The 26,014-nt window shown below is 70.2% G+C and carries 27 protein-coding genes; 11 read left to right on the top strand and 16 right to left on the bottom strand.

Annotated elements, in window-relative coordinates; genetic code table 11:
* Positions 1-70: 70 nt before the first annotated feature.
* From CXQ92_RS14405 to CXQ92_RS14390, 4 genes are all read right to left on the bottom strand, one after another.
* A complete protein-coding gene (locus tag CXQ92_RS14405; protein WP_043444082.1) occupies positions 71-811 on the bottom strand; it encodes an ABC transporter ATP-binding protein in 741 nt (246 codons plus the stop codon).
* Positions 811-1,797, bottom strand: a complete 987-nt coding sequence (locus tag CXQ92_RS14400; protein ID WP_104168814.1) for an ABC transporter ATP-binding protein — start codon at positions 1,795-1,797, stop codon at positions 811-813. Before CXQ92_RS14400 ends, CXQ92_RS14405 begins: the two co-directional genes overlap by 1 nt.
* Before the next feature lie 167 nt (positions 1,798-1,964).
* Positions 1,965-2,945 (bottom strand): branched-chain amino acid ABC transporter permease, encoded by a 981-nt coding sequence (locus CXQ92_RS14395; RefSeq protein WP_104168448.1) that lies wholly within the window; start codon positions 2,943-2,945, stop codon positions 1,965-1,967.
* A 9-nt stretch (positions 2,946-2,954) separates the two neighbouring features.
* Positions 2,955-4,286, bottom strand: coding sequence for a branched-chain amino acid ABC transporter permease (locus CXQ92_RS14390; protein ID WP_104168813.1), 1,332 nt, complete (start codon positions 4,284-4,286; stop codon positions 2,955-2,957).
* A 297-nt stretch (positions 4,287-4,583) separates the two neighbouring features.
* Here CXQ92_RS14390 and CXQ92_RS14385 point away from each other — a divergent pair, with 297 nt between their 5' ends.
* Positions 4,584-5,465, top strand: coding sequence for a Bax inhibitor-1/YccA family protein (locus CXQ92_RS14385; RefSeq protein WP_104168447.1), 882 nt, complete (start codon positions 4,584-4,586; stop codon positions 5,463-5,465).
* A gap of 105 nt (positions 5,466-5,570) precedes the next feature.
* Here CXQ92_RS14385 and galK read toward each other — a convergent pair whose 3' ends face one another.
* From galK to CXQ92_RS14370, 3 genes are read right to left on the bottom strand one after another with little or no spacing between them, the layout of a single operon-like run.
* Positions 5,571-6,728 carry a galactokinase gene (gene galK / locus CXQ92_RS14380; protein ID WP_104168446.1) on the bottom strand — a complete coding sequence of 386 codons (1,158 nt, stop codon included), beginning with the start codon at positions 6,726-6,728 and terminating at the stop codon, positions 5,571-5,573.
* Positions 6,725-7,855, bottom strand: coding sequence for a galactose-1-phosphate uridylyltransferase (gene galT, locus CXQ92_RS14375; protein ID WP_104168445.1), 1,131 nt, complete (start codon positions 7,853-7,855; stop codon positions 6,725-6,727). The genes galK and galT overlap by 4 nt, the downstream gene beginning before the upstream one ends.
* Positions 7,852-8,652: a DeoR/GlpR family DNA-binding transcription regulator gene (locus CXQ92_RS14370; protein WP_104168444.1), complete on the bottom strand. Its 801-nt coding sequence runs from the start codon at positions 8,650-8,652 to the stop codon at positions 7,852-7,854. The genes galT and CXQ92_RS14370 overlap by 4 nt, the downstream gene beginning before the upstream one ends.
* Before the next feature lie 121 nt (positions 8,653-8,773).
* Here CXQ92_RS14370 and CXQ92_RS14365 point away from each other — a divergent pair, with 121 nt between their 5' ends.
* The 4 genes from CXQ92_RS14365 to CXQ92_RS14350 are packed head-to-tail and all read left to right on the top strand — an operon-like array spanning position 8,774 to position 12,936.
* A complete protein-coding gene (locus CXQ92_RS14365) occupies positions 8,774-9,685 on the top strand; it encodes an aldose 1-epimerase family protein (protein ID WP_104168443.1) in 912 nt (303 codons plus the stop codon).
* A gap of 34 nt (positions 9,686-9,719) precedes the next feature.
* On the top strand, positions 9,720-11,042 hold the full coding sequence (locus CXQ92_RS14360; RefSeq protein ID WP_104168442.1) for an AI-2E family transporter: 1,323 nt from the start codon (positions 9,720-9,722) through the stop codon (positions 11,040-11,042).
* Positions 11,039-12,325, top strand: coding sequence for a threonine ammonia-lyase (gene ilvA / locus CXQ92_RS14355; protein WP_104168441.1), 1,287 nt, complete (start codon positions 11,039-11,041; stop codon positions 12,323-12,325). Before CXQ92_RS14360 ends, ilvA begins: the two co-directional genes overlap by 4 nt.
* A gap of 11 nt (positions 12,326-12,336) precedes the next feature.
* Complete coding sequence (locus CXQ92_RS14350) at positions 12,337-12,936, top strand: rhomboid family intramembrane serine protease (RefSeq protein WP_258069964.1); 600 nt, start codon at positions 12,337-12,339, stop codon at positions 12,934-12,936.
* 21 nt (positions 12,937-12,957) lie between these two features.
* Here the strand turns inward: CXQ92_RS14350 and greA are convergent, their stop codons facing one another.
* Entirely contained in the window at positions 12,958-13,452 is a 495-nt protein-coding gene (gene greA / locus CXQ92_RS14345) for a transcription elongation factor GreA (protein ID WP_104168440.1), read from the bottom strand.
* A 203-nt stretch (positions 13,453-13,655) separates the two neighbouring features.
* Entirely contained in the window at positions 13,656-14,090 is a 435-nt protein-coding gene (locus tag CXQ92_RS14340) for a DUF4307 domain-containing protein (protein ID WP_258069963.1), read from the bottom strand.
* Positions 14,091-14,170: 80 nt separating this feature from the next.
* On the opposite strand from CXQ92_RS14340, the gene mca reads away from it, so the two are divergent.
* Both mca and CXQ92_RS18240 read left to right on the top strand, forming a co-directional pair.
* Complete coding sequence (gene mca / locus CXQ92_RS14335) at positions 14,171-15,094, top strand: mycothiol conjugate amidase Mca (protein WP_104168439.1); 924 nt, start codon at positions 14,171-14,173, stop codon at positions 15,092-15,094.
* A 92-nt stretch (positions 15,095-15,186) separates the two neighbouring features.
* On the top strand, positions 15,187-15,540 hold the full coding sequence (locus tag CXQ92_RS18240) for a hypothetical protein (RefSeq protein WP_181033679.1): 354 nt from the start codon (positions 15,187-15,189) through the stop codon (positions 15,538-15,540).
* A 10-nt stretch (positions 15,541-15,550) separates the two neighbouring features.
* Here the strand turns inward: CXQ92_RS18240 and CXQ92_RS14325 are convergent, their stop codons facing one another.
* Positions 15,551-16,303 carry a hemolysin III family protein gene (locus CXQ92_RS14325; protein ID WP_104168438.1) on the bottom strand — a complete coding sequence of 251 codons (753 nt, stop codon included), beginning with the start codon at positions 16,301-16,303 and terminating at the stop codon, positions 15,551-15,553.
* Between the two features lie 195 nt (positions 16,304-16,498).
* On the opposite strand from CXQ92_RS14325, the gene CXQ92_RS14320 reads away from it, so the two are divergent.
* Both CXQ92_RS14320 and CXQ92_RS14315 read left to right on the top strand, forming a co-directional pair.
* The gene (locus CXQ92_RS14320) at positions 16,499-17,266 is read left to right on the top strand and encodes an isoprenyl transferase (RefSeq protein ID WP_104168810.1); all 768 of its coding nucleotides are present in this window, start codon (positions 16,499-16,501) and stop codon (positions 17,264-17,266) included.
* Between the two features lie 150 nt (positions 17,267-17,416).
* Entirely contained in the window at positions 17,417-18,748 is a 1,332-nt protein-coding gene (locus CXQ92_RS14315; protein WP_104168437.1) for a PhoH family protein, read from the top strand.
* A 1-nt stretch (position 18,749) separates the two neighbouring features.
* Here CXQ92_RS14315 and CXQ92_RS14310 read toward each other — a convergent pair whose 3' ends face one another.
* Positions 18,750-19,505, bottom strand: coding sequence for a hypothetical protein (locus tag CXQ92_RS14310; RefSeq protein ID WP_104168436.1), 756 nt, complete (start codon positions 19,503-19,505; stop codon positions 18,750-18,752).
* Positions 19,506-19,562: 57 nt separating this feature from the next.
* On the opposite strand from CXQ92_RS14310, the gene CXQ92_RS14305 reads away from it, so the two are divergent.
* Positions 19,563-20,069, top strand: a complete 507-nt coding sequence (locus CXQ92_RS14305; protein ID WP_104168435.1) for a prepilin peptidase — start codon at positions 19,563-19,565, stop codon at positions 20,067-20,069.
* 5 nt (positions 20,070-20,074) lie between these two features.
* Positions 20,075-20,545, top strand: coding sequence for an NUDIX domain-containing protein (locus CXQ92_RS14300; RefSeq protein ID WP_104168434.1), 471 nt, complete (start codon positions 20,075-20,077; stop codon positions 20,543-20,545).
* Between the two features lie 39 nt (positions 20,546-20,584).
* On the opposite strand, the gene CXQ92_RS14295 is transcribed toward CXQ92_RS14300, so the two are convergent.
* The 5 genes from CXQ92_RS14295 to CXQ92_RS14275 form a co-directional block, all read right to left on the bottom strand.
* Positions 20,585-22,210, bottom strand: coding sequence for an MDR family MFS transporter (locus CXQ92_RS14295; protein WP_104168433.1), 1,626 nt, complete (start codon positions 22,208-22,210; stop codon positions 20,585-20,587).
* Positions 22,207-22,863 (bottom strand): TetR/AcrR family transcriptional regulator, encoded by a 657-nt coding sequence (locus CXQ92_RS14290; protein ID WP_181033678.1) that lies wholly within the window; start codon positions 22,861-22,863, stop codon positions 22,207-22,209. The genes CXQ92_RS14295 and CXQ92_RS14290 overlap by 4 nt, the downstream gene beginning before the upstream one ends.
* Before the next feature lie 109 nt (positions 22,864-22,972).
* Positions 22,973-24,448, bottom strand: a complete 1,476-nt coding sequence (locus CXQ92_RS14285) for a class II fumarate hydratase (protein ID WP_258069962.1) — start codon at positions 24,446-24,448, stop codon at positions 22,973-22,975.
* A gap of 21 nt (positions 24,449-24,469) precedes the next feature.
* Positions 24,470-25,084, bottom strand: coding sequence for a carbonic anhydrase (locus CXQ92_RS14280; RefSeq protein WP_104168808.1), 615 nt, complete (start codon positions 25,082-25,084; stop codon positions 24,470-24,472).
* 26 nt (positions 25,085-25,110) lie between these two features.
* Positions 25,111-25,872, bottom strand: coding sequence for a DUF4245 domain-containing protein (locus CXQ92_RS14275; protein ID WP_258069961.1), 762 nt, complete (start codon positions 25,870-25,872; stop codon positions 25,111-25,113).
* Positions 25,873-26,014 lie beyond the last annotated feature (142 nt).

Genomic DNA, 26,014 nt, shown 5'->3' with positions numbered 1-26,014 from the left:
ACGGCAATGGGCGGAACCGTTCCCGGTTCCGCCCATCCCTTGCGCTTCACGCCTCCTTGAGGTGCGGACCTCAGGCGGTGTCGGCCAGGGTGCCGAGGTACAGCTGGATGACCTTCGGGTCCTTCATCAGCTCGCGGCCGGTGCCCGTGTAGGCATCCTTGCCCTGGTCCAGCACGTAGGCGCGGTCGCAGATCTGCAGGCAGCGGCGTGCGTTCTGCTCCACCATGATCACCGAGACCCCGGCCCTGTTGATCTCATGCACGCGCAGGAACGTCTCGTCCTGCTTCACGGGCGAGAGGCCGGCGGAGGGCTCGTCCAGCAGCAGTACCGCGGGATCCATCATGAGGGCCCGGCCCATCGCGACCATCTGGCGCTCCCCGCCGGAGAGCGACCCCGCCCGCTGCGCCCGCCGCTTGGCGAGTTCCGGGAAGAGGCTGGCGACGAAGTCGAAGCGCTCCTTGAAGTCCTTGGGCCTCTGGTACATGCCCATCTGGAGGTTCTCCTCGATGGTCAGGGTGGAGAACACGTTGTTGTTCTGCGGCACGAAGCCGACGCCCAGGCTGACCAGCTTGTTCGCCTTCAGGCCCGTGAGGTCCTGCCCACGGACGATGACGGTGCCGGAATGCACCTTCACAAGTCCGAACATCGCCTTCAGGAGCGTCGACTTGCCGGCCCCGTTCGGGCCGATGATCCCGATGAGCTCACCGCGGCGTGCCTCGATGCTGCACCCGTTGAGGATGTTCACGCCGGGCAGGTAGCCCGCCACGAGATCGGTGACCTTGACGACGGAGTCGCCCTCGAATTCAGCCATTACTTCGTCTCCTCGTCCTTGTGGGCGGAGCCTGCCGTGCGCGGCTCGCCTCCGAGCTCGATGACCCCGCGGCCGAGGAGGCCTTCGTCCTCGGTGCCGATGACCGATTCCTCGTCGTGGGCGAGTTCCGCCTCGAGGCGCTCGATGCCCTCGGCGTCGCCGAGGTCCACGTCGTGGTGGGCCCCCAGGTAGGCGTCGATCACGGCCTGGTCCTTCATGACGATGGCGGGCGGACCCTCCGCGACCACCTTGCCCTCGGCCATGACCACCACCCAGTCGGCGATGTGGCGGACCATCTGCATGTCGTGCTCGACGAACAGGACGGTCATGCCCTCCGCCTTCAGGTTCTTGATGTGTTCCAGCAGGGACTGCGTGAGCGCCGGATTGACGCCCGCCATCGGCTCGTCGAGCATCACGAGCCGCGGCCGGACCATGAGCGCCCTCGCCATCTCGAGGAGCTTGCGCTGCCCGCCGGAGAGGGACGCCGCGTAGTCGTCGCGTTTGGCGTCGAGCTTGAACTTCTCCAGCAACACCTCGGCCTGCTGCGTGATCTCGCGTTCCCGGCCTCCCCAGATGCCCTTGAACAGGGCCCGGCCGAGGCTCTCGCCGGGCTGGTCCGCGGCACCGAGACGCATGTTCTCCATGACGGTGAGCTTGCCCATGACCTTGGTGAGCTGGAACGTGCGCACCATGCCCATCCGTGCCACCTTGTGCGAGGCGACCTTCGCGAGCGGCTTGCCGTCGAACTCCCAGTCGCCGCTGTTCGGGGTGTCGAACCCGGTGAGCAGGTTGAACAGCGTCGTCTTGCCGGCACCGTTGGGGCCGATCAGGGCGGTGATCTTGTGCCGCGGGATCTCGAGGTGCTCGACGTCGACGGCGTTGATGCCGCCGAAGCTGCGGGTCACCTTCCGGGCGACCACGATGGGATCGCGCTTGCTGCACCCCGGCCTCGCCTCCCCGGTGGCGATGGGCTCGGAGTCCGTCATGTAGTCCTGGCCTGGCGGGGCCGCACCCGCCGCCGAGCCGCCCGGGACGCCGCCGGCCGGGGCTGCCGCTGCATGGGCGCCGGACGCCGCCGGAGCGGCATCGCCGGGGGTGATCCCCGGGTCGTTGTCGTGATGGTTGTCGTGGGTGTTCTCACCGTGGTTGCCGGTCATGCGAACGCCAGCTCCTTCTTGTTGCCCAGGACGCCTTGCGGCCTGAAGATCATGAGCAGCATCAGGGCCACACCCACGAGGATGTAGCGCAGCTGACCCGCCTGAGAGTTGGTGAGGAACGTGATGGCGCCGATCTCGATGAGGCCGTACAGGATCCCCTGCGTCAACGAGAGCACCACCCAGAAGATCATCGCCCCGACGACCGGTCCGAGGACAGTGGCCATGCCGCCGAGGAGGAGGCACGTGTAGAGGAAGAACGTCAGCTCCGTCGCGTAGTTCGCGGGCTGGACGGCGCCGCGCGGCAGCGTGAAGATGATGCCCGCGATCGACCCGAGGACACCGCCGATGATCAGGGCCTGCATCTTGTAGGCGTACACGTTCTTGCCGAGCGAGCGCACGGCGTTCTCGTCCTCGCGGATGCCCTTCAGCACGCGGCCCCAGGGGCTGCGCATGAGGAGCCAGACGAGGAGGCACGCGATGGTGACGACGCTCCAGGCGACGACGCGGATCCACAGGTCGCGCTCGTTCATCCCGAGGGGGCCGATGTTGTAGGTCCCCTGGGGGAAGGGATTGAGGCCGAAGAACCCGCCCTCGAAGGCCGCCAGCCCGTTGGCCGAACCGGTGACATCCGTGAGTCCGTTGGTGGTCACGATGTAGCGGACGATCTCCGCTGCCGCGATGGTCACGATCGCCAGGTAGTCCGCCCGCAGGCGGAGGGTCGGTATACCGAGGATGATCGCGAAGATCACGGAGGCGACGACGGCCACCAGCACCGCCACCGGGAGCGGTGCGTCGAAGCTGAGGGTCGCGATGGCGTACCCGTAGGCCCCGACGGCCATGAAGCCGGCCTGTCCGAAGTTCAGGAGGCCCGAATAGCCGAAGTGCACCGCGAGACCGAGGGCCGCAAGGGCGTACGCCGCCGTGGTGGGGCTGATCATCTCGCCGAAGGCGTTGATGAGGATGTTTCCGAAGTCCATGAAGAGCCCCTAACCTATGCGCTCGCGGCGGCCGAGGATGCCCTGTGGCCGGAAGAGGAGCACGAGAATCAGAATGAGCAGTGCGCCGACGTACTTGAGGTCTGCCTCGAGCCAGATCGTGGAGATCTCCACGAACAGGCCGACGATGATGGAACCGACGAGGGCGCCGAAGACCGTGCCCAGGCCACCGAGCGTGACGCCCGCGAAGATGAGCAGCAGGATCTGCTGGCCCATGTTGTAGGAGACCCCGGGGCGGTAGTAGGCCCACAGGATGCCGCCGAGGGCCGCGAGCATGCCGCCGATGACCCAGACGATCCTGATGACGCGGTCCACGTCGATGCCCGACGCCGCGGCGAGGGCGGGGTTGTCGGCGACGGCGCGGGTGGCCTTGCCGATGCGCGTGCGCAGGAGCAGGAAGGCGACCAGCAGGATGATCACGAGGCTCACGATCAGCGAGGTCAGGTTGTTGCGGGAGATGGACACCGACCCGAGATCGATGATCTCGCTCTGCGATCCGGGAAGCTGCTGGGTGGCCCCGCCGAAGAAGAACTGGATGGTGTAGCGCAGCGCGAGCGCGAGGCCGATGCTCACGATCATCATGGGGACGAGGCCGGTCCCGCGACGCCGGAGGGGCTTCCAGAGACCGGCGTCCTGCACGTAGCCGAGGAGGCCGCCGCCGATGACCGCCAGGACGATCGCGACGGTGATCGGCAGCCCGGCGGCCGAGAAGGCGAACGCGAGGACCGCGCCGATGGTCACCATCTCGCCGTGGGCGAAGTTCGTGAGGCCCGTGGTACCGAAGATCAGGGAGAGCCCGACGGCGCTCAGTGCCAGGAGGAGGCCGAAGCTGAACCCGGCGAGGGCCCGTTCGGCGAGGGTGTCCAGGAAGGACGCCTGCTGCGAGACGATTCCCTCACCGAACAGGAAGAGGGTGGTGGCGCTCGAGGTGTTGGCGAAGGTCACCTGGCGGGGGTTCTCCTGGCCCTCCGCGAGGGCCACCCCCTCGGGGAGCGTCTCCTCGTCGATCTCCACCTCGTAGGTGCCCTGCTCGGGGACCCCGATGCTCCAGGCGCCGTTGGGGCCGGATGTGGCTTCACCCTCGAAACCGTTGCCCTTGGCGGTGACCGTCACATCGGCGATGGGTCCGTCGGCGCCGCGGAGGACGCCGCCGATCCGGTTGTCGAACTCGGAGGCCTGGATGGTGGCGGCGGTCTGCGTCTGATGCACCGCCGGGATCGACGACGGCTGGGACGCCTGCGCGGCAGGGGCGCCGAGCAGCACGAGCGTCAGGAGGCCGAGCACCAGGAGCAGCGACCTCCTGATCCGTGCAGGCGTGGACATGGTGATCAAGATGGGAACCTCCACGGTGGGGGCAAGCCCGGCGGCGAACCGCTGGGATCAGTAGTTGTGACGAGTGTCACGGGCGTGGGGATCACTTTACTAGCGGCGTGTTTCCCCTCCTCGCAAAAGCATCCGGCCAAGGTAGCAATTCGGTAACGAATGTTTTACCAAGGCTCCTTGGTATTGAAATTCCGTCCGGCCGGGAGCACGGTCGCCGCCGGGAACAAACCCCGGGCAGGACCGTTGCACTTGATAGGGTTCGTTAGACACTCGGCCCCCTATTGGAGGACTACAGAAATGGCACTTGGCGGTAATCCGGTATTCAACGGGAAGACCTTCCGTTCCGCTACCCGGGGCGGCAACCAGGCGGCGGGAGTCGGCACCACGATGTACGCGGGCCAGACCATGGCCAACCAGCAGCAGCTGGAGCACATGTACAACCAGCCGTCCGCCGGACCCGCCCAGACGGGGCGCATGACCTTCGACGACGTGATCGTGAAGACGCTGCTCTGCATCGGCGTCGTCCTGGTGGGCGCTGCGATCCCCGCCTTCGTGCTGCCCGGGCTCGCCCTGCCCCTCATGGTCATCGGCGCGCTCGGCGGCTTCGTGCTCGGCCTCGTCAACGCGTTCAAGCGTGAGCCGTCGCCGGCGCTGATCCTCGCCTACGCGGGCCTGGAGGGACTGTTCGTCGGTGGACTCACCATGTTCCTCGAGGCGATGTACCCGGGGATCGCCGGGCAGGCCGTCCTCGGGACGCTCGTGGTCTTCGGCGTGACGCTCGCGCTGTTCAAGAGCGGCAAGGTCCGTGCGACGCCGAAGGCGATGAAGTTCTTCATGATCGCGATCATCAGCTACGCGGCCTTCTCGCTGGTGAACCTGGGACTCATGCTCTTCGGCGTGACCGAGGGCGCGTTCGGTCTCCGCTCCAGCGGGATCCCGGGCACGGAGGGTATGTTCGGCTTCGAGCAGGGGATCCCCTTCGGCCTCGTCATCGGGCTCTTCGCGATCTGCCTCGCGGCCTTCTCCCTGATCATCGACTTCACCTCGATCAGCGAGGGCGTCCGCAACGGCGCCCCCCAGAAGTACTCGTGGACCGCGGCCTTCGGCCTGACCGTCACGCTGATCTGGCTGTACGTCGAGATCCTGCGCCTGCTCGCGATCCTTCGCGGCAGCGACTAGCACCCACCGATCGGTGACGACCAAGGGTCGTCACAGCGAAGGACCCGCACCCTCCAGGGTGCGGGTCCTTCGCCGTTCAGGGCCGTTCGCAGGGGTCCCGTGGTCTCAGGCGACGCGCGCCGCGCCCGCCCCGGGCAGGACGCCGAAGACGACCGGGGCGCGGAAGCCCGCCGCGGAGAACGCCGCCTCGACGGCGGAGCGGATGGCGGGGACGTCGCCGACGCGCGCGAGGGCGATCGCGGCGCCGCCGAACCCGCCGCCGGTCATCCGGGCGCCGAGCGCTCCGGCGTCCAGGGCGGCGTCCACCGCGGTGTCGAGTTCGGGGCAGGAGATCTCGAAGTCGTCGCGCATCGAGGCGTGGCTGGCGACGAGGAGGGACCCGAGGTCGGCGGGGCCCTTCCGGGAGAGGACGTCCACGGCGTCCTCGACGCGCGCGTTCTCGGTGACGACGTGGCGCACCCGGCGGAACGTCTCCTCGTCCAGGACGCCCGCCGCCTCGGCGAGGTCCTTCACCGAGAGGTCGCGCAGCGCGGGGACCCCCATGAGCTCGGCGCCGAGTTCACAGGACCGGCGGCGGGCCGCGTAGCCCCCGGTGGAATGCGAATGGCTGACGCGGGTGTCGATGACCATGAGTTCGAGCCCCGCACCCTCGAGGTCGAGGGGGACCAGCCGGGATTCCCCGGACCGGCAGTCGAGGAAGACGGCATGCCCCGCCTCGCCGAACAGCGACGCGGACTGGTCCATGATGCCGGTCGGCGCTCCGACCATGCGGTTCTCGGCGAACTGCCCGATCGTGGCGAGCTCCCGGCGGGACACGCCGGCCTCCGAGAGATCGTTCGCCGCGACGGCGACGGCACACTCGAGCGCGGCGGAGGAGGAGAGTCCGGCACCGACCGGGACCGACGAGTCCACCAGGATGTCCATGCCGGGACAGCGGTAGCCGGACTGCTCCATGGCCCACAGCACGCCGAGGGGATACGCCGCCCAGCCCTCCACGCTGCCCTCCTGGAGGGAGTCGAGGTCCGCGGTCACCGGGGTGTCGTCCGTGGAGAAGGTCGAGGCGACCCGCACGATGCGGTCCGGGCGCACCGCCACGGCGACCGTCGTCGAATGCTTGATGGCGAAGGGGAGGACGAAGCCGTCGTTGTAGTCGGTGTGCTCGCCGATGACGTTGACGCGGCCGGGGGCGGACCACAGGCCGTCCGGTTCGCTGCCGAAGCGGTCGGTGAAGGCGGCCGCGAGATCGTGGGGGGTGGTGTTCATGCCTGGTCCTTCCGGGCTGTGGCGGGAGAGGCGCTGCGGAGGGCGTCCGCCACCTTCTCCGGGGTGGTGTCGTTGATGAAGGCGCCCATGGCAGCTTCGGAACCCGCCAGGAACTTCAGCTTGTCGGCGGCGCGGCGGGGAGAGGTGAGCTGGAGGTGGAGGTAGCTCGCCGGCCGCAGCGCGGCGTCGACGGGCGCCTGCTGCCAGGCCGCGATGTACGGCGTGGGCGTGGGGTAGAGGGCGTCGAGCCGGCCGAGGAGTTCGAGGTAGACCGTCGTGAGTTCGTCGCGCTCCTCGCCCGTGAGGCCCGCGATGTCCGCGACCTGCCGGTGGGGGACCAGATGGACCTCGAGGGGCCAGCGGGCAGCGAACGGTACGAAGGCGCTGAAGTGCTCGCCCTCGATGACCATGCGCTCGCCGGACTGCCGTTCGGCGGCGAGCGCGTGCCCCATGAGCGTCTGCCGTCCGTCGGAGGCCTCGAAGAACTCCGCGGCCTTCCCGGCGAGGGTCGCGGCGCGGGGCGGGATGAAGGGGTAGGCGTAGATCTGGCCGTGCGGGTGCAGCAGCGTCACGCCGATGTCCGCTCCACGGTTCTCGAAGCAGAAGACCTGCCTGATGCCCGGCATCGCGGACAGCGCCTCGGTGCGCTGGGCCCATGCGTCGATCACGGTCCGCGCGCGCTCCGGCTGCAGGGACCCGAAGGATCCCTCGTGCGCGGAATCGAACGCGACGACCTCGCACCGGCCGTACGCCGTCGTCGTCGTACCCCAGGCGGGGGCGGCCGGCAGGTCGCCGAGGTCGGGGCCGAAGGAGGAGAAGCGGTTCTCGAACACCACGACCTCGTAGTCGGAGGCCGGGATCTCCGAGAGGTTCGACGGCGTCGTCGGGCACAGCGGGCACTGGTCCGCCGGAGGGAGGTGGGTGCGCGACTGCCGATGGGCCGCCACCGCGATCCACTCGCCGGTCAGGGCGTCGTACCGGGCGGTCCCGGCCGGTCCGCGCGCGGGCAGTTCGCGGGCGTCACGTGTCGCGGCAGCGTCGCGATGCCGTGTGGCGCTGGACTCGTGCGCGTCGAAGTAGATCAGCTCGCGCCCGTCGGACAGGCGGGTGGGGGTGATGAGGGTCATGGGCGCTCTTCCAGGTGGGGGTCGGTGACGGGGTCGCAGAGGATGCGCGTGCGTGCGGCGTAGTCGGCGCCGGGGTGCCGGTCGGTGACGAGGATGGCCGCGGCGTCGAGCGCCGCGACACGGGCGAGGCTCACGACGCCGATCTTGGTCGCGTCCGCGAGCACCACGAGCCTCCCGCAGGTGCGGGCGAAGGCCTGGTTGGTGTCCGCCTCGGCGAGGTTGGGCGTGGTGATGCCCGCGGTGGCGTCCACGCCGTGGGCGCCCATGAAGCACAGGTCCGCCCGGAGGGTGGAGATGGTGCCGGTCGCGAGCGGGCCGACGAGGGCCTTCGACGGGGTGAGCTCCCCGCCCGAGAGCAGCACCCGGGGGGTGCTCTCGGGGGTCGCAGCGGCGCTCAGCCGGAACAGTTCGTCCGCGAGGGGGAGCGAGTTGGTGATCACCGTCAGTCCCCGGACCCGGCAGAGGAGGGGGGCGAGGGCGAAGGTGGTGGTGCCGCCCGTCACGGAGACGGTCATGCCGGGGGCCAGGAGCGACACCGCCGCGGCCGCGATCTGCCGCTTCTCTGCACCGGCCCGCGTCCGGTTGACGTCGAAGCCCGCCTCGACCGAGCTGAGGCTGCCCGGGCGCACCGCTCCTCCATGGACGCGGACCAGCGCCCCGCGGGCCTCGAGGGTGTCGATGTCCCGCCGGACCGTCATCTCCGAGACGCCGAGCGCGATCGCCAGCCCGCTCACCCGGACGGCCGGCTGCCCGGAGAGGCGCTCGAGGATCGCCGCCTGGCGTTCTGCTGCGAGCATGGCCCTCCTGCCGTGGAACGGGATGAGAAACGAACGAGTCCGCACTGAAACGAACAAAATCCATCATAGGGCCCCATGCCACCCCGCGCAGGGAAAGTTCGCGTACGGGTAGCATCGCTGCATGGCGACTCCACGGCCGGCAAGCGGCATCAACCACACCCTGCGGGCGGGCGCGTCGACGGTGGTCGTCGCCAGCCTCGCGGCGGCCCTGCGCTCCTACGAGTGCGGCGGCGTCGCACTCACCGAGACCTGGGGCGACGGCGACATCCCCGCCGGGGGCGGGGGGATCCTCCTCGCGCCATGGGCGAACCGCATCGCCGGCGGCCGGTGGTCGCTGCACGGCACGGAGCAGCGCCTCGACATCACGGAGCCGTCCAAGGGCAACGCCACCCACGGGCTCCTCCGCAACACCGGCTACCGGGCGGTCGAGGTCGGTCCCGCCCACGCCATCCTCGAGGCCGAGATATTCCCCCAGCACGGCTACCCCTTCCACCTGCTCCACCGCGCCACCTACGAGCTCACCGAGGAGCAGCTCACGGTCACCCAGGAGCTGACGAACCTCTCACCGGACGCCGCGCCCTTCGGCCTGGGCGCCCATCCGTACCTCAAGATCTCCGACGTGCCCACCGAGGACCTGACCCTGACGCTGCTGGCGGACGGGATGTTCGAGACCGACGACCGGTCGATCCCGACCGGCACCGTGGGTGTCACCGGGCAGCACGACCTGCGGAACGGCCAAAGGATCGGCGACCTGCAGTTCGACACGGCCTTTACGGGCCTGCACACCGTCGGGGGGCGCCACGAGCACGTCCTCGCCGCTCCGGACGGACGCAGCGTCACCCTCTGGGCCGACGCGTCCTTCGCCTATGCCCATGTGTACGTGAGCACCATCTACCCCGGCGTGGACAGGGCCGTGGCCATCGAGCCCATGACCGCCCCCGCCGATGCGTTCAATTCGGGGGAGGGCCTGCGGTGGCTCGACGCGGGGGCGTCGTTCTCGGCCCGTTGGGGGATCCTGCCGGCTCTCGGGTAGCGGGCGCGCGCGGGTTCTATGGAAGGATTGGGCCATGCATCGTCTCCGCGGAGCGAACCCCCAGCGCGCCTTGCAGCGCGCCGTGAGCCGCGGTGCTGTGACCCTCCCCGGACCGTCGCAGGACCGGGCCGCGCTCGTGCCCCGTCCCGTCCGGACCGACGGGCGGTCGGACGTCCCCTTCGCCCTGCGCATCGCCGCCTCCTGGGCCTGGCGGCTGGGACTCGTCATCGTCGTCGGGGGCGTGCTGATCTACCTCCTCAGCTGGATCTCGGTGCTCGTCATCCCCCTCATGATCGCGGGCCTGCTCGCCGCGCTGCTCATGCCGCTGAAGATCGCGCTGCATCGCCGGCGCGTCCCGAACGGCCTCGCCGTCGCGATGACGCTCGTCGGGTTCCTCGGCGTCATCGTGGCAGCCCTCCTGCTCGTCGGCCAGCAGCTCACGGTCGGGATGGCGAGCCTGTGGGGGGAAGCCGCCGCGGGGGTGCAGCAGCTGCTGGACTGGCTGTCCCAGGGCCCCCTCCAGCTCACCGCGACGCAGATCGACCAGTACCTGCAGGACCTCGGCGGCGCGATCCAGGACAACAGCGCCTCCATCCTCAGCGGCGCCCTCTCCTTCGGGTCCACCGCGGGGCACATCGCCGCGGGGATCTTCCTCACCGTGTTCTCGCTGATCTTCTTCATGCTCGACGGCCCCGGGATCTGGCGGTTCGTCGTCGGACTCGCGCCGGTCCGCGCACGGGCAGCTGTCGACGGCGCCGGCCGCACGGGGTGGCTGTCCATGGCGCGCTACGTCCGCGTCCAGATCCTCGTCGCGGGCGTGGACGCGATCGGCATCGGCGTGGGGGCCGCCATCATCGGGGTGCCCCTGGCGTTGCCGCTCGGCGTCCTCGTGTTCCTCGGGTCCTTCATCCCCGTCGTGGGCGCACTGGCCACCGGCTCCGTCGCCGTCCTGCTCGCGCTCGTCGCCAACGGGTGGGTGAACGCACTGATCATGCTCGCGATCGTGCTCTTCGTCCAGCAGGTCGAGGGACACGTGCTCCAGCCGCTCGTCATGGGACCGGCCGTCTCCCTCCACCCGCTCGCGGTGGTCCTCGCCGTCGCCGGCGGCACGATCGTCGCCGGGATCCCGGGCGCCCTGTTCTCCGTCCCCATCCTGGCGGTCCTGAACTCATCCGTCCGCTACATCTCGCGCAGGGCCTGGGAGGACGACGAGGTCGTGCTCCGGCAGGGCTGGCCCCAGGGGGGAGGGGCCGGCATTAGCGGGCCGGTCCCGGCGGAGCACCAGTCTTCGTCGTCACCGGCCAGCACCCCGGACCCGACCGCCGCGCCAGCCCCCCAGGAAGAGACCTCCCCGTGACCGAGCAGACCGCAACCACCGATTTCGCGACCGACCCCGCCGTCGACCTCGCCGTGACCCTCGCCGACGTCGAAGCGGCACACCGGACCCTCGAGGGGGTCATCGCCCGTACCCCGATCGAGCAGTCGCGGGCCCTCGGCCGGATCACCGGGTCCACCGTGTCCCTGAAGTGCGAGAACCTGCAGCGCGCCGGTTCCTTCAAGGTGCGCGGCGCCTACAACCGGATGGCGAAGCTGACCGACGCCGAACGCGTCCGCGGCGTCGTCGCGGCGTCCGCCGGCAACCACGCGCAGGGCGTGGCGGTGGCGGCCGCGCGGCTGGGCATCTCGGCCCGCATCTACATGCCCCTCGGCGTTGCACTCCCGAAGCTCGCCGCGACGCGCGGACACGGTGCCGAGGTGGTGCTGCACGGCCACAACGTCGACGAGGCGCTCGCCGAAGCCCGGAAGTACGCCGACGAGACCGGTGCGGTGTTCGTGCATCCCTTCGACGACGTGGACGTCGTGGCCGGCCAGGGGACCCTCGGGCTCGAGATTCTCGAGCAGGTGCCGGACGTCGACACGATCCTCATCGGCGTGGGTGGCGGCGGACTCCTCGCCGGGGTGGCGGTCGCCGTCAAGGCACGCGCGAAGGAGCTCGGGCGGGAGATCCGCATCATCGGCGTGCAGGCGGAGAACGCGGCCGCCTATCCGCCGTCCCTCGCCGCGGACGCCCTCGTGCCGCTCACCAAGGTCTCGACCATGGCGGACGGCATCGCCGTCGGCCGGCCGGGCCAGCTGCCGTTCTCCATCATCAGGGAGCTCGTGGACGACGTCGTGACGGTGAGCGAGGATTCCCTCGCCCGGGCGCTCATCTTCCTGCTGGAACGCGCCAAGATGGTCGTCGAGCCGGCCGGCGCCGTCGGTGTGGCGGCCCTCCTCGACGGCAAGCTGACGGAGGACGGCGCCGACCCGGGCAACACGGTGGTGGTGCTCTCCGGCGGCAACATCGACCCGATGCTCATGCTGAAGGTCATCCAGCGCGGTCTCGCGGCCGCGGGACGCTACCTCGTGGTGCGCATGCTCCTCGACGACCGCCCCGGCTCGCTCGCGACCATCTCCCGGATCATCGCGGAGTCGGACGCGAACGTGACCGGGGTCGACCACACGCGCGTGGGCGGATCGATCAGCATGGGTGACGTGGCGATCACGATCAACATGGAGACCAAGGGCGACGAGCACTGCGAGCAGGTTCTCAGCAACCTGCGCGCGGAGGGTTTCCAGCCCGTGGTCGTCCAGGGGTGAGGGCCGGGGACGTGCAACCCCTCGCCCGGAGGGCGCAGGCCGGACTGGTCACCGTCGTCGGCCTCGTGGCGGCGATGTGGGCGGTGTTCCTGGTGAACGCCCTGCTCGGGGACACGCTCGTGAGGACCCTCGGGATCGCACCCCGCAGCGTGGACGGCCTCGACGGCGTGGTCTTCGCGCCGCTCCTGCACAGCGGTGTCCAGCACCTGGCGAGCAACACGCTGCCCCTGCTGGTCCTCGGGTTCGTGGCCTTCCTGGAGGGCGCGCGGCGTTTCGCCGCGGCGATCGGCATCAGCTGGCTCGCCTCCGGCATCGGCACCTGGCTCTTCGGCGGCGGGCTCACCATCGGCGCCTCGGGCGTGGTGTTCGGCCTCTTCACCTACCTGATCACGCGCGGCTTCTACAACCGGGACTGGAAGCAGATCCTGCTCGCCGTCGTCCTGTTCCTCGCGTACGGCTCCATCCTGTGGGGCGTCCTGCCCACGATCGGCTCGAACATCTCCTGGCAGGCGCACCTCTTCGGGGCCCTCGGCGGGGTCCTCGCCGCGTTCCTGCTCAAACGGAAGCGGCCCGCCCCCGGGAGGGCGGACCGCTTCGGCATCGGCTCGTAGCCGGCGGGTGAAGCCGGACCGTCAGCCCACGTACGGGGTGGCCGAGATGATCTCGACGGTGATCTGCTTGCCGTTGGGCGCCGTGTAGGTGACGGTGTCGCCGGCCTTGGTCCCCTGGATGGCGGCGCCCAGGGGGGACTTCTCGCTGTAGACGTCGATGTCCGTGTCACCGGCCACCTCGCGGCTGCCCAGGAGGAAGTTCTCGACGTCGCCCGCGATCTTCGCGGACACCATCATGCCCGGCTCGACGACGCCGTCGTCCGCCGGGGACTCGCCGACGTGTGCGTTCTCCAGCAGGTGCGTGAGCTGCCGGATGCGGGCCTCGGCCTTGCCCTGCTCCTCCTTGGCGGCGTGGTAGCCGCCGTTCTCCTTGAGGTCGCCCTCGGAGCGGGCCTGCTCGATGCGGGCGACGATCTCGGTGCGACCGGGACCGGACAGGTGGTCCAGTTCGGTCTTGAGCCGGTTGTAGGACTCCTGCGTGAGCCAGGCGGCGATGGGAACGCTGTTCGTGGACACGGGATAACTCCTTCAGTACGGCCGCCACCAGGACGGCGGGGCTCATGGTCACTCGACGGGCCGGCAGTGCAGCCGAGGTCACCGGCAAGCAAACACCCCGCCTCGTGGGACCGGGTGGCCGGTACGCCGGTGAAGCGGGGCGAAACGTATCCCCCCATTCTAGAGGGGGGAGGGCCAGAACCCAAGCAGTCCGGCCGCCGAGGTCAGTCCTCCACGATCCAGCAGGCGTTGACACCGCCGGAGACGCCGGGCGAATCGAGCCGGACATCGGTCCGGTGCGCCGTGGTCCCGCCGTCGTTGGCGCCCTCCTCGGCGCTGTTCGGGCCGATGGTCACGGTCTTCCAGCCGACCACCGCATAGTTCTCGCTGAGCACCTGCACGGCGCACTGCGCGGTCGCCGAGCGATCCTTCGTCACCTCGAAATCGACGCTCGCCAGTTCGTCCGAGGCGAGGGAGAAACCGACGTCCTTCGAGGACACCGGCGGGCTGCCCGTGGTGAGGGCGACGGCGGCGATCGCTGCCACGGCTGCGAGGACCACGGCGATGACCAGCATCCGCACACGGCCCATCGGCCTCTTCGGCTTGGGGGTGCCGTAGCGATTGGCTACTCTTGGTGTTGGCGTTCCGGCGGAGCTCACGCTCCCATTTTACCGCCCGTCGACGGCGGCCCCCTCCGGGCGCCTCCTCCGTTCTTCCCCCGACAAGCCAGGAGCGCGTGTTGCCACCCCAGGATCAGCCCGGCGAGTCCCGCGAGGGTCTCCGCCTCCTCGCAGTCCACGCCCACCCGGACGACGAGTCGAGCAAGGGTGCGGCCACGATGGCCGGCTACGTGGCGGCCGGGGCAGAGGTGATGGTCGCGACCTGCACCGGTGGCGAGCGCGGCGACATCCTCAATGCGGCGATGAACGACGATGCGCACGGCAAGCGCGACCTCCCGGGCCTCCGCAGGCTGGAGATGGCCCGCGCCGCCGCCGAGCTCGGCGTCCGGCACCGGTGGCTCGGCTTCGAGGACTCGGGACTGCCCGAGGGCGATCCGCTGCCCGACCTGCCGGCCGGGTGCTTCGCCCTGCAGCCGCTCGAGCGGGCGGCCGCACCCCTCGTGAAGCTCGTCCGCGAGTTCCGCCCCCACGTGATCGTCAGCTACGACGAGAACGGGGGCTACCCGCATCCCGACCACATCATGGCCCACCGCGTGGCCGTGGAGGCCTTCGAGGCCGCGGCCGATCCGGGGCGCTACCCCGGGACGGGCGCGGCGTGGAGTGCGTCCAAGCTCTACTACGACCGCGCGTTCAATCCCGAACGGTTCCGTGCCCTGCACTTCGCCCTCGAGGAGGCCGGCCTGCAGTCCCCTTACGCCGAGCGCATCGCCCAGTGGCTCGAGTCCGACGCCGAGGGGCACCAGCCGCCCGCGCCCACCCACGCGACCACCACGCAGATCCACTGCGCCGACTTCTTCGGGCACCGCGAGCGGGCGCTCCTCGCGCACCGCACCCAGGTGGACCCCGAGGGCTTCTTCTTCGCCGTCTCGATCGAGATGCAACAGAAGGTGTGGCCGTGGGAGGACTACTCGCTCATCGCCTCGAGGGTGGAGTCGCAGCTGCCCGAGCACGACTTCTTCGCGGGCATCACCGCCGACGCGTAGGACCCTCCCGGTCCACGGGCCAGTTCTATCCCGCGTAGAATTGCCTGCGGCGGTCATCGTGATCCGCTGCGAGTTTCGAAAGTGGTGCCTGCGTGTTCCTTGACCTCAGCCTGGCTGCAACGACGATGACGCCGTCGGGCGATCCGACGCTGAAACCAGGGCTGGACCCGGCGTCCGTGACGCCCGGGACCCTCGGGTTCCTGGCCACCCTCTTCGTCGTCGTGCTGGTCATCCTCCTGATCCGCGATATGACCAAGCGCATCCGCCGCGTCCGCTACACCGCGGAGGTGGACCAGGCACGAGCCCGGCGCGAGGCCGGCGCCGCTGATCCGGGCGGCGCAGCCGACGGCGGGGCCGCCGGCGACGACCGCCGGGGTGGCGCGCAGGGCCCCGACGATGCCGGGCGGCCCATGCCCGGCGGGAAGCACGGCCCGGACAACCGCTAGGTCGCTGCAGTCAGGCCTGGTCCGGGTTCAGGACGGCCAGCATGATCGCGATGAAATGCGCCGCGAAGGCCGCCACGGTGAAGGCGTGGAAGAGTTCGTGGAAACCGAACACGCGCAGCGAGAAGTTGGGACGCTTGATCCCGTAGAACACGGCACCCACGATGTAGAGCACGCCTCCCACGCAGATGAGGACGGCAGCGGCGACGTCGGCCCTGAAGAAATCGGGCATGTAGAACACCGAGCCGAGGCCCAGCGCCACGTAGATCGGGACGTACAGCCAGCGCGGGGCATCGACCCAGAGGTTGCGGAACAGCACCCCGGCGATCGCGCCGCCCCAGATGATCCACAGCAGCGTCTCGGCCTTCCCCGGCTCCAGCAGCGCCCAGGCGAGCGGCGTGTAGGAGCCGGCGATGACCAGCATGATGTTGGTGTGGTCGAGGCGTTTCAGCACCACCTTCACCCGGGGGCTCCAGTTCCCGCGGTGGTAGACGGCGCTGACGCCGAAGAGCAGCACGCCGGTGAAGGCGTAGATGGCGGAGGTGATCCTCAGTGCCGGCGTCGGCGCGAGCGCCACGAGGACGATCCCGGCCGCGACCGCCAACGGGGTCGCGACCGCATGGATCCAGCCCCGCCACAGCGGCTTGGCGGCCAGGGCGTCCGCGAGGGGTCCCGCCACCGAACCGACCGTGTCCTCGAGCGCCGCGGTGCGGCCGCCGGCGGTGTCCGACGGGCGGGAGTGGGGGGCCTGGTCGTGCGGGGTCATAGCCCGGATTCTAGCCCACGGCGATGCCTGCGGGCGGCGGCGGACGAGGCATGCGCAACAGCTCGACGGCGGCGGTGCAGGTCTTTATAAGGCGACTGCCGGTACGGTAGGAAGAGGTATGCGCAAGGCGCCGGTGTTCCGTCGCGGCGACGCTCCGGACCCGCCGGAGCATGGACTCAGGAGGTGCTGCCGGGCGTGACGTGGAAGTTCCCCGAAGTCGGCTACAGCTTCTACGAGCGCAGGCTGCAGCGTCACCTCGCGCCCGAGCGGATCCCCCACCACATCGGCGTCATGGTGGACGGGAACCGGCGGTGGGCGAAGCTCGCGGGCGCTCCGACGAGCCACGGCCACCAGGCCGGCGCTGACAAGATCCACGAGTTCCTCGGCTGGTGCGAGGAACTCGGCGTCGACGTCGTCACGCTCTACATGCTCTCCACCGACAACATGGGCCGGCCCCAGGAGGAGATCGACCAACTCCTCGACATCATCGCCAACACCCTGGACCGCCTGGGCGAGAGCAACCGGGTGCGGGTGCAGCCCGTCGGCGCCCTCGACCTGCTGCCGGAGGACCTCAGCGGCAAGCTCGTGGACCTCGCCGCCTCCACGGAGAGGATCGACGGGATCCACGTCAACGTCGCGGTGGGCTACGGGGGGCGGCGTGAGATCGTCGACGCCGTCAAGGAGCTCATGCGGGACGCCGCGGCCCGCGGGATGTCGCTGGAGACGCTCGCCGAGGAGCTGACGGACCAGCACATCTCCTCCCGCCTCTACACGCGCGGCCAGCAGGACCCGGACCTCGTCATCCGCACCTCCGGCGAGCAGCGGCTCTCCGGCTTCCTCATGTGGCAGAGCGCGTACAGCGAGTTCTACTTCTGCGAGGCCCTGTGGCCCGATTTCCGCCGCGTCGACTTCCTGCGTGCCCTGCGCGACTTCGGCCGACGACAGCGCCGTTTCGGTTCCTGAGAGTTCACCGTTCCTTCACCACCGACACGACGCGTCCGGCGCGCGCCGTACGGACGGGAGGCGTAGGGTCGAGCCATCGACGGGGGTTCGGATCCGTGCCCGCGTCAACCCTACGACGTCGGGGTGGGCTCACCCCGGAGCGGAGTCCACATGGCCACAAGCACCACCGCACCATCGCCCGATGCATCGCACCACCGTCGCAGCTACGTCGTCGACACCTCGGTCCTGCTCTCCGACCCCCGCGCCATCCTGCGGTTCGAGGAACACGAGGTGGTCCTGCCCGTCGTCGTGATCTCCGAACTGGAGGGCAAGCGGAACGACCCCGAACTGGGGTACTTCGCGCGGAAGGCGCTCAGGCTGCTGGACGACCTGAGGGTGGCCCACGGCGGACTCGACCGGGACGTCCCCCTCGGCGACGAGGGCGGCACGCTGCGCGTCGAACTGAACCATGTCTCGCCGGACGTGCTGCCGGTCGGGTTCAGGAGCGGCGACAACGATGCGCGCATCCTCGCGGTCGCGAAGTCCCTCGCCGTCGAGGGACGGGACGTCACGGTGGTCTCGAAGGACCTGCCGCTGCGCCTCAAGGCGTCCGCGATGGGCCTCCGGGCCGAGGAGTACCGCAACGAGTTCGTCCGGGATTCCGGCTGGACCGGCGTGGTGGAACTCGACGCCACCGTCGAGGAAGTCGACACGCTGTACAGCCACGAGGCCGTGTTCACGCCGGCCGCGGCCGAGCAGCCGGTCAATACCGGCGTCATCCTGCTCTCGCCGCGCGGGTCCGCGCTGGGGCGTGTCGGGGCGGACAAGCACGTCCGCCTGGTGCGGGGTGATCGCGACGTGTTCGGGCTGCACGGCCGCTCCGCCGAGCAGCGCCTGGCCATCGACCTCCTGCTGGATCCCGAGGTGGGGATCGTCTCGCTCGGTGGCCGCGCCGGCACCGGGAAGTCCGCCCTCGCCCTGTGCGCGGGACTCGAGGCCGTGCTCGAACGCCGGGAGCACCGCAAGGTGGTGGTCTTCCGGCCGCTCTACGCCGTGGGCGGCCAGGAGCTCGGCTACCTGCCCGGCGGCGAGAACGAGAAGATGAATCCCTGGGGGCAGGCGGTCTTCGACACCCTCGGTGCGCTCGTGTCGCAGGAGGTCGTCGAGGAGGTCCTGGACCGCGGCATGCTGGAGGTGCTGCCGCTCACCCACATCCGCGGCCGGAGCCTGCACGACTCCTTCGTCATCGTGGACGAGGCGCAGTCCCTCGAGAAGAACGTGCTCCTGACCGTCATGAGCCGCATCGGGCAGCATTCCAGGATCGTCCTCACGCACGACGTCGCCCAGCGCGACAACCTGCGGGTGGGACGCCACGACGGCATCGCGGCCGTCGTCGAGATCCTCAAGGGCCACCCGCTGTTCGGGCATGTGACCCTGACGCGGTCGGAGCGCTCGCCCATCGCGGCCCTCGTGACGGACCTGCTGGAGGGCGCGGAGCTCTAGGTCATTCCACGATCCACGGCACGTGCCGGCTCACATCGCTCAGTTCGGGCGGCGCCGCCCGGAAGTAGTCGTCCGTCAGGTACTCGTCCACACCGAGGATCTGCAGGTCGTGGCCGGCGCCGCTCGACGGGCCGTCGAGCGCCGTCGTCGACACGCAGACCGCGGTGCCGACGTCGACGAGCACGCGTGTCCGCCCCTCGCCGATGAGGGGATGGCCGGGCGCGGTCGCGGTGTAGCCGGCGTTGGGCGTGAGCGTCGCGGCCAGCACCGGGCGGCCCGCGAACACCTCCTCGGCGAGATCCCCGATCTCCACCCGGTTGGCCCCCGGGAAGGCCATCGCCACGGGTGCGTTCCCGGCGAGCTCCACCGGGTCCAGCATCGAGGACCAGCGCGGATCGCCGAAGACCGCCTCGCCGTAGGCGGCCTCGGGGCGGCGTCGCACCAGCCCGGCGTCGTCGTACACGGGGGTCACGAGGCGCGGTGCGAGGAGCCAGGACTTCCGTGTGGCGCTCACGTACATGGCGTCGCGGGAGGTCTCGTTGCCGGTGGTCGAATGGAGGAGCGTGCCGTCCGCGGCCTCCACGCGCAGCGCCGCGGGTCGGCGCAGCCAGGCCATGAGCGGCGGTGCCGTGTCGCTGCCCGACTCCGACGGCGCACGCCAGGTGATGGTGAAGCGCAGGGTCTCCCAGCGCCAGGGTGAGGACCGGCAGAGCGAGCGGAACGTCTCCTCGGGGCTGGAACTGTGCTGGGCCGACATTTCCACAGTGTACCGTCGGTGCGCCGCCGGATCAGGGCCGTCGCATAGGTTGGAGCCGTGACCTCCGTGCTCGCCGACTACCTGGGCCGGGAGCCCGTCGCCTTCGTGCTGCTCGCCGCCGCCCTCGCGGGATTCGCCGTCGTCGGTGTGCGGCTGAGCGTCATCGACTGGCGCACCCACCGGCTCCCGGACCGCATCGTCCTGCCGTCCTACCCCGCGGCGGTCCTGCTCCTGGGGGCGGCCGCCGGGGCCGCGGGGGACTGGCACCGTATCCCGGGGATGCTGGGCGGGGGAGCGATCCTGCTGGTGGCCTTCGCGGCGCTGCACCTGCTCCACCCGCAGGGGCTGGGCTTCGGGGACGTGAAGCTCGCGGGGCTTCTCGGCCTGTACCTGGGGTTCGCCGGCTGGGACGAGCTCTGGTGGGGGCCGGTCCTCGCCGTCGTGCTCGGCGGCGGGTGGGCCCTGTTGCTCCTGGCGGCGCGGCGGGCGACGCTGCGCTCGTCGGTGGCCTTCGGGCCGTTCCTCATCGCGGGAGCGGCCCTCGGCCTCGCTGTACTAGGCTGAAAATCATGCCTACCCCGGACTTCGTCCTCGCCCTGCGCCGCTCGATCGGCCATGCCCCTCTCTGGCTGCCGGGCGTGGGCGGCGTGGTGTTCGACGACGACGGGCGGGTGCTCCTCGGCCGGCGGGCCGACAACGGTGCGTGGGCCATCATCACCGGCATGGTGGACCCCGGCGAGGAGCCGGCGGTGGCCCTGCGCCGCGAGGTCGAGGAGGAGACCGGCGTGCTCGTCGAGGTCGAGTGCCTGCTGGGGACGAACGTCGTGGGGCCCATCACCTACCCCAACGGCGATGTGACGACGTTCCTGAACCTCGATTTCCGCTGCCGCTGGGTCAGCGGCACCGCCCGGGTCAACGACGACGAGTCGACCGACGTCCGCTGGTTCACCCCGGATGCCCTGCCCGACCTCAGCCCCCGGCACCTTGCCCTGGTGCAGGGGGCGGCCTCGTTCGACGGCGTGGCCCGTTTCGTGTCCTGACCCGTCCGCCGGCGCGCCCGTCGGGCGCCTCCGCGAGGGTCAGGCGCCGGAACGCTCCGGCGACCCGGCGGCGGCGCGCTCGCGCTCCAGGCGGACGGCCTCCTCCCCGCCGATCGCCTCGCCCCGCGCCACCATGCCCGACGTCGTCGACAGCGGGATCTCGCGCAGCAGGAGGGCGAGGACGAGGGCGATCACCAGGAACGGCACGAGGTAGAGGAACACGGGGGCCAGCGACTCGGCGTAGTCGCTCACGACGGCGTCGCGCACCTGGTCCGGCAGGGCGTTGAGCGTGGCAGGATCGAGGGTGGACGTCGCCTGGCCGGCGGCCTCCGGGTCGGCACCGAACGAGGCGAACGTCCCGTTGAGGCGCTCCGAGAGGCGGCTCGTGAAGATGGCGCCGAAGACGGCGACGCCGAGCGACGCACCGACCTCGCGGAAGTAGTTGTTGGTGCTCGTGGCGACGCCGACCATGGTCGGGGACACCGCGTTCTGCACCACGAGGACGATCACCTGCATGATGAGGCCGAGCCCCGCGCCGAAGAAGAACAGCATGGTGCAGATGACCCAGATCGGCGTGCCGGCCGTGAGCGTCGACATCCAGACCAGGCCCAGGAGGGTGATCGAGACGCCGGCGATCGGGTACCTGCGGTACCGGCCGGAGCGGGAGATCGCGATCCCGGACCAGATCGACGTGCCCATCAGGCCCACGATCATCGGGACGAGGAGCAGCCCGGACACGGCGGCGGACGTCCCGGAGGCCATCTGCAGGAAGGTCGGCATGAAGGCGAGGGCTGCGAACATGCCGAGGCCGAGCGTCAGGCCGATGCCGGTGCTGGTGACGAACGTGCGGTTGCGGAAGAGCTCCAGCGGGATGATCGGGTCCTCCGCGCGGCGTTCCACGAGGATGAACGCGACCGTCGCCAGGACCATGCCGGCCCCGAAGGCCCAGGTGAGCGGCGAGGTCCAGCCCTCCGCCGCGTCCCCGCCGGAATCGGTGAAGAAGATCAGGCACGTCGTGGCGACGGACAGCAGGACGACGCCGGGGATGTCGATGCGCTTCGTGGCCTTCTTGGACGGCAGCCGCAGGGTGAACCAGGCGATGGCGAAGGCGGCGATCCCGATGGGGATGTTGATGTAGAACGCCCAGTTCCACGTGAGGTGGTCCACGAAGTAGCCTCCGAGCAGGGGGCCGGCGACGGCGCTGAGACCGAAGATGCCGCCGAGGGGGCCCATGTACTTGCCGCGCTCGTTGGCCGGGACGATGTCGGCGATGATCGCCTGCGAGAGGATCATCAGCCCGCCGCCGCCGAGGCCCTGGATGGCCCGGAAGATCACGAACGCCCAGAAGTCCGTGGCGAAGGCGCAGCCGATCGAGGCGATCGTGAAGAGCGCGATGGCGAAGAGGAAGAGGTTGCGGCGCCCGAGGACGTCGCCGAACTTGCCGTAGACGGGCATCACGATCGTGGTGGCGAGGAGGTATGCCGTCGTGATCCACACCTGGTGCTCGACGCCGCCGAGCTGGCCGACGATCGTGGGCATGGCGGTGGAGACGATGGTCTGGTCGAGGCTGGAGAGCAGCATCCCGGCGATGAGCGCCGAGAAGATGATCCAGATGCGTCTCTGGGTCAGGAGGAGCGGGCCGTCCTGCGCCGTCGGTGTACTCATGTCGTGTCCTGGTTCTGGTTCTGGAGGGCGGGGGAGGAGGGGAACAGGTAGCGCAGGGCGTCGATGTTCCGGCGGATGACGTCGGGGTAGGACAGCTCGTTGCCCTCGGCGAAGAACTCGTCGAGGGACCGGCGGGCGAGACCGCCCAGCACGAAGGTGGCGACGCGGGGCACGGGATGCTCCGCGGGCAGGCCCTCCCTGACGGCGATGAGGTCGACCAGCAGCTGGGCCTTCGACTCGGCCCGGGCGAACAGTTTCGCGATGAGCTGTGGCTCCCGGTGCAGGACGGCGGACATCAGCCGGTACTCCTCGCGGGAGATGGCCATCCGTGCGCCGAACTCCGCGAGGAGATCGGTGAGGGCGTCGAGCAGCGGCTTCGGCGGGACGGTCCGCCCCGACGCGACGAACCCGTCGAGGATCTGCTGGGGCAGCACCTCGTCGGAGGAGCCGAGGACGGCGTCCTCCTTGGAGGGGAAGTAGTTGAAGAACGTCCTGCGGGAGATGCCGATCTCGTCGCAGAGCTGCTCGACCGTGAAGCCGGCGAGGCCGTGCTCGAGCGTCCGACGGCGGGCCGCGGCCACGAGGGACGCGCGAGTCCGGCGGCGCTTGCGTTCCCGCAGCCCTACGTCTTCATTGTTTGCACTGTCAGGCATGGAGTACATATTTGCACTCTGTCTGAAAGAGTGCAAATTGTCGCTGCACACGAGAGAGGGGCGCACCCGCATCGGGGACGCCCCTCCCGGAGACGGTCCTGCCCTCGCGTCAGGCCTGCGGGGGCCGTGTCATCGAGAGCACGTCCAGCGCAGAATCCAGCTGCTCCTCGGTCAGCTCGCCGCGCTCCACGAAGCCCAGGGCGACGACGGCCTCACGCACGGTGAGACCCTCGGCAACCGCCTTCTTCGCGATCTTCGCCGCGTTCTCGTACCCGATGTGCTTGTTGAGCGGCGTCACGATCGAGGGGGACGCCTCGGCGAGGAAACGCGCGCGCTCGACGTTCGCCGTGATGCCGTCGATCATGCGGTCCGCGGACACGCGCGTCGAGTTGCTCAGCAGGCGGATGGATTCCAGCACGTTCCGGGCGATCACGGGGATGCCGACGTTGAGTTCGAACGCGCCGTTCGTGCCGGACCACGCCACGGTGGCGTCGTTGCCCACCACCTGCGCGCAGACCATGATGACGGCCTCCGCGATCACGGGGTTCACCTTGCCGGGCATGATCGACGAGCCGGGCTGCAGGTCGGGGAGGGCGATCTCGCCGAGGCCGGTGTTCGGGCCGGACCCGAGCCAGCGCAGGTCGTTGTGGATCTTCGTGAGCGACACCGCGATGGTGCGCAGCATGCCGGAGACCTCGACGAGGGAGTCGCGGTTGGCCTGCGCCTCGAAGTGGTCGCGTGCCTCGGTGAGGGGGAGCCCGGTGTCCTCGGCGAGCAGTTCGATGACGCGCGCCGAGAAGCCCGCCGGGGTGTTGATGCCGGTGCCGACGGCGGTGCCGCCCAGCGGTACCTCGGCCACCCGGGGCAGCGAGGCCTCGATGCGCTCGATGCCGTAGCGCACCTGGGCCGCGTAGCCGCCGAACTCCTGGCCGAGGGTGACCGGGGTGGCGTCCATGAGGTGGGTGCGCCCCGACTTGACGACGGTCGCGAACTCCTCCGCCTTGCGCTCGAGAGCCTCGGCGAGGTGCGCCAGCGCCGGGATGAGGTCCTTGACGAGCGCCGAGGTCGCGGCGACGTGGACGGACGTGGGGAAGACGTCGTTCGAGGACTGCGACGCGTTGACGTGGTCGTTCGGGTGCACCGAGGTGGAGCTCCCGGCAGCCTCGAGGGCGCGGCTCGCGAGGGTCGCGATGACCTCGTTCGCGTTCATGTTCGAGGACGTCCCGGAGCCCGTCTGGTAGATGTCCACCGGGAAGTCGCCGTCGTACCGGCCCGACGCCACGTCCTCCGCCGCCGCCTCGATGGCCCGCGCGCGCTCCTCGTCGAGCACGCCGAGCTCGGCGTTGGCCGTCGCGGCGGCCTTCTTGATGCGGGCGAGCGCCTCGATGTGCGCGCGCTCGAGGGTGGTGCCGGAGATCGGGAAGTTCTCGACGGCCCGCTGTGTCTGCGCCCGGTAGAGGGCGTCGACCGGGACACGCACCTCACCCATGGTGTCGTGTTCGATGCGGTATCCGACGGTCTCCGCGCCGGGCGCAGCGCCCGTCGTCGAGGTGGATTCAGGACCGGCTGCAGGCGTTGGAGTCATGCCGCAATTCTTACCGCTGCTCTACAGTGCGCCAAATCCTGACACCAGCACGGCGTTGCCCTCGTCCAGTCGGTAGGAGACACCGATGACGGCGACCGTCCCGGTCTCGACGGCGTCGGAGATGACGCGGGAGCTGTCGACCAGCCGCCGGGCGGTCTGCTTCGTGTGCTCGACGACCGTCGTGTTGACGTCGGTGATGCCTGCGCGCCGCGCCGTCAGGACGGACGGCGTGATCCGCTCGACGAGGTCGCGGAGGAAGCCCGTGGGCATGTCCCCGGTCTCGACCGCGTCCATCGTCGCGGTGACGGCGCCGCAGCTGTCATGGCCGAGGATCACGATCAGGGGGACGCCGAGCACGCTCACGCTGTACTCGAGCGAGCCGAGGACGGCGTCGTCGATCACCTGCCCGGCCGTGCGGACGACGAAGACGTCACCGAGGCCGAGGTCGAAGATGATCTCCGCGGCCAGCCGGGAGTCCGAGCAGCCGAAGATGACGGCGAAGGGGTGCTGGTCGTTCACGAGCGCGGTGCGGCGGGAGGCGTCCTGGTTGGGGTGCGAGACGTCGGAGGCCACGAAACGCGCGTTGCCCTCCTGCAGTCGCTGCCAGGCGGCGGCGGGAGTCAGTTGCTGGGTCACGCCGCCCACTGTACTGTCTCCGTCCGTCACGAGCCGTCCGTGTCCGAAGATGACAGGCGCTCGGCCTCCTCGACGGCATTCTGCCGGACGTCCTCGACGACGGCCTCGCCCACGGTGTCGAACTCGGTGAGGGAGGCCTCCCCGTTGAGGATCACCGTGGCGCCGTCGACCTCCGACGTCAGCACGGTGTCCCCGTTCGGTGCGTCGAGGAGCTCCCAGTCGAGCCCGCCGATGGTCCGTGTCCCCGAGACCTGCGCGTCGCCGATGCGCTGCGCCGTCCAGGTGGGGTTCGCGTCGTCGGTCTGGGTGAGCTGGATGAAGCCCGTGTCCGCGGTGAGGAACCCGACCTCCCAGAAATCGACGGCGTCGCTGCGTCCGGTGACCCAGCGCGCGTAGTTGGAGGTCCAGCCCTCCGGCAGGGCGGGCGACGCCGGGAGGTAGCCGGCGTCGCCCGCCGCCTGGCGGGCCACGGTCCCGACGTCGATGTCCCGCTGGTAGGTGTCCGCGGTGTACGTGGGATTCAGGAAGTAGACGGGGAGGACGACGGCGATGGTCGCGCCGGTGGCGATCAGCATGCCGCGGGCCGTGGAGCTGGCGCGCTTGGCCTGGTTCGGGCTGAGCGTGATGGGCGGGGCGTCGTCGTTCAGCTCCGCGGCGAGACGGGCGTCGTCGGCCGGCCGTGCCTGCTGCACGGCGGGCTGCACGGCGGGCTGCAGGGTCGGGCCCTGCCCGTCCCCGGAGCCCGGTCGTGTCCCGGGGGTCGTCCGCTCGTTCCCTTGATCGCTCACCCCTCCATTTTCGCTGATGCCGGCCACCGCACCTAACGGACGCTCGTCCGCGGCGCTGCACGTGCGCGTCATGACCGGGCACGGCGCCGTCGGCGCGCCTATGATGACAGCACCGGACAGGTACGCCCGCGTGCCCACCGAT

The sequence above is a fragment of the Arthrobacter sp. SX1312 genome (assembly GCF_002929295.1).
Classification (GTDB): domain Bacteria; phylum Actinomycetota; class Actinomycetes; order Actinomycetales; family Micrococcaceae; genus Arthrobacter_D.
This window is presented reverse-complemented; position numbering and strand designations above follow the sequence as displayed.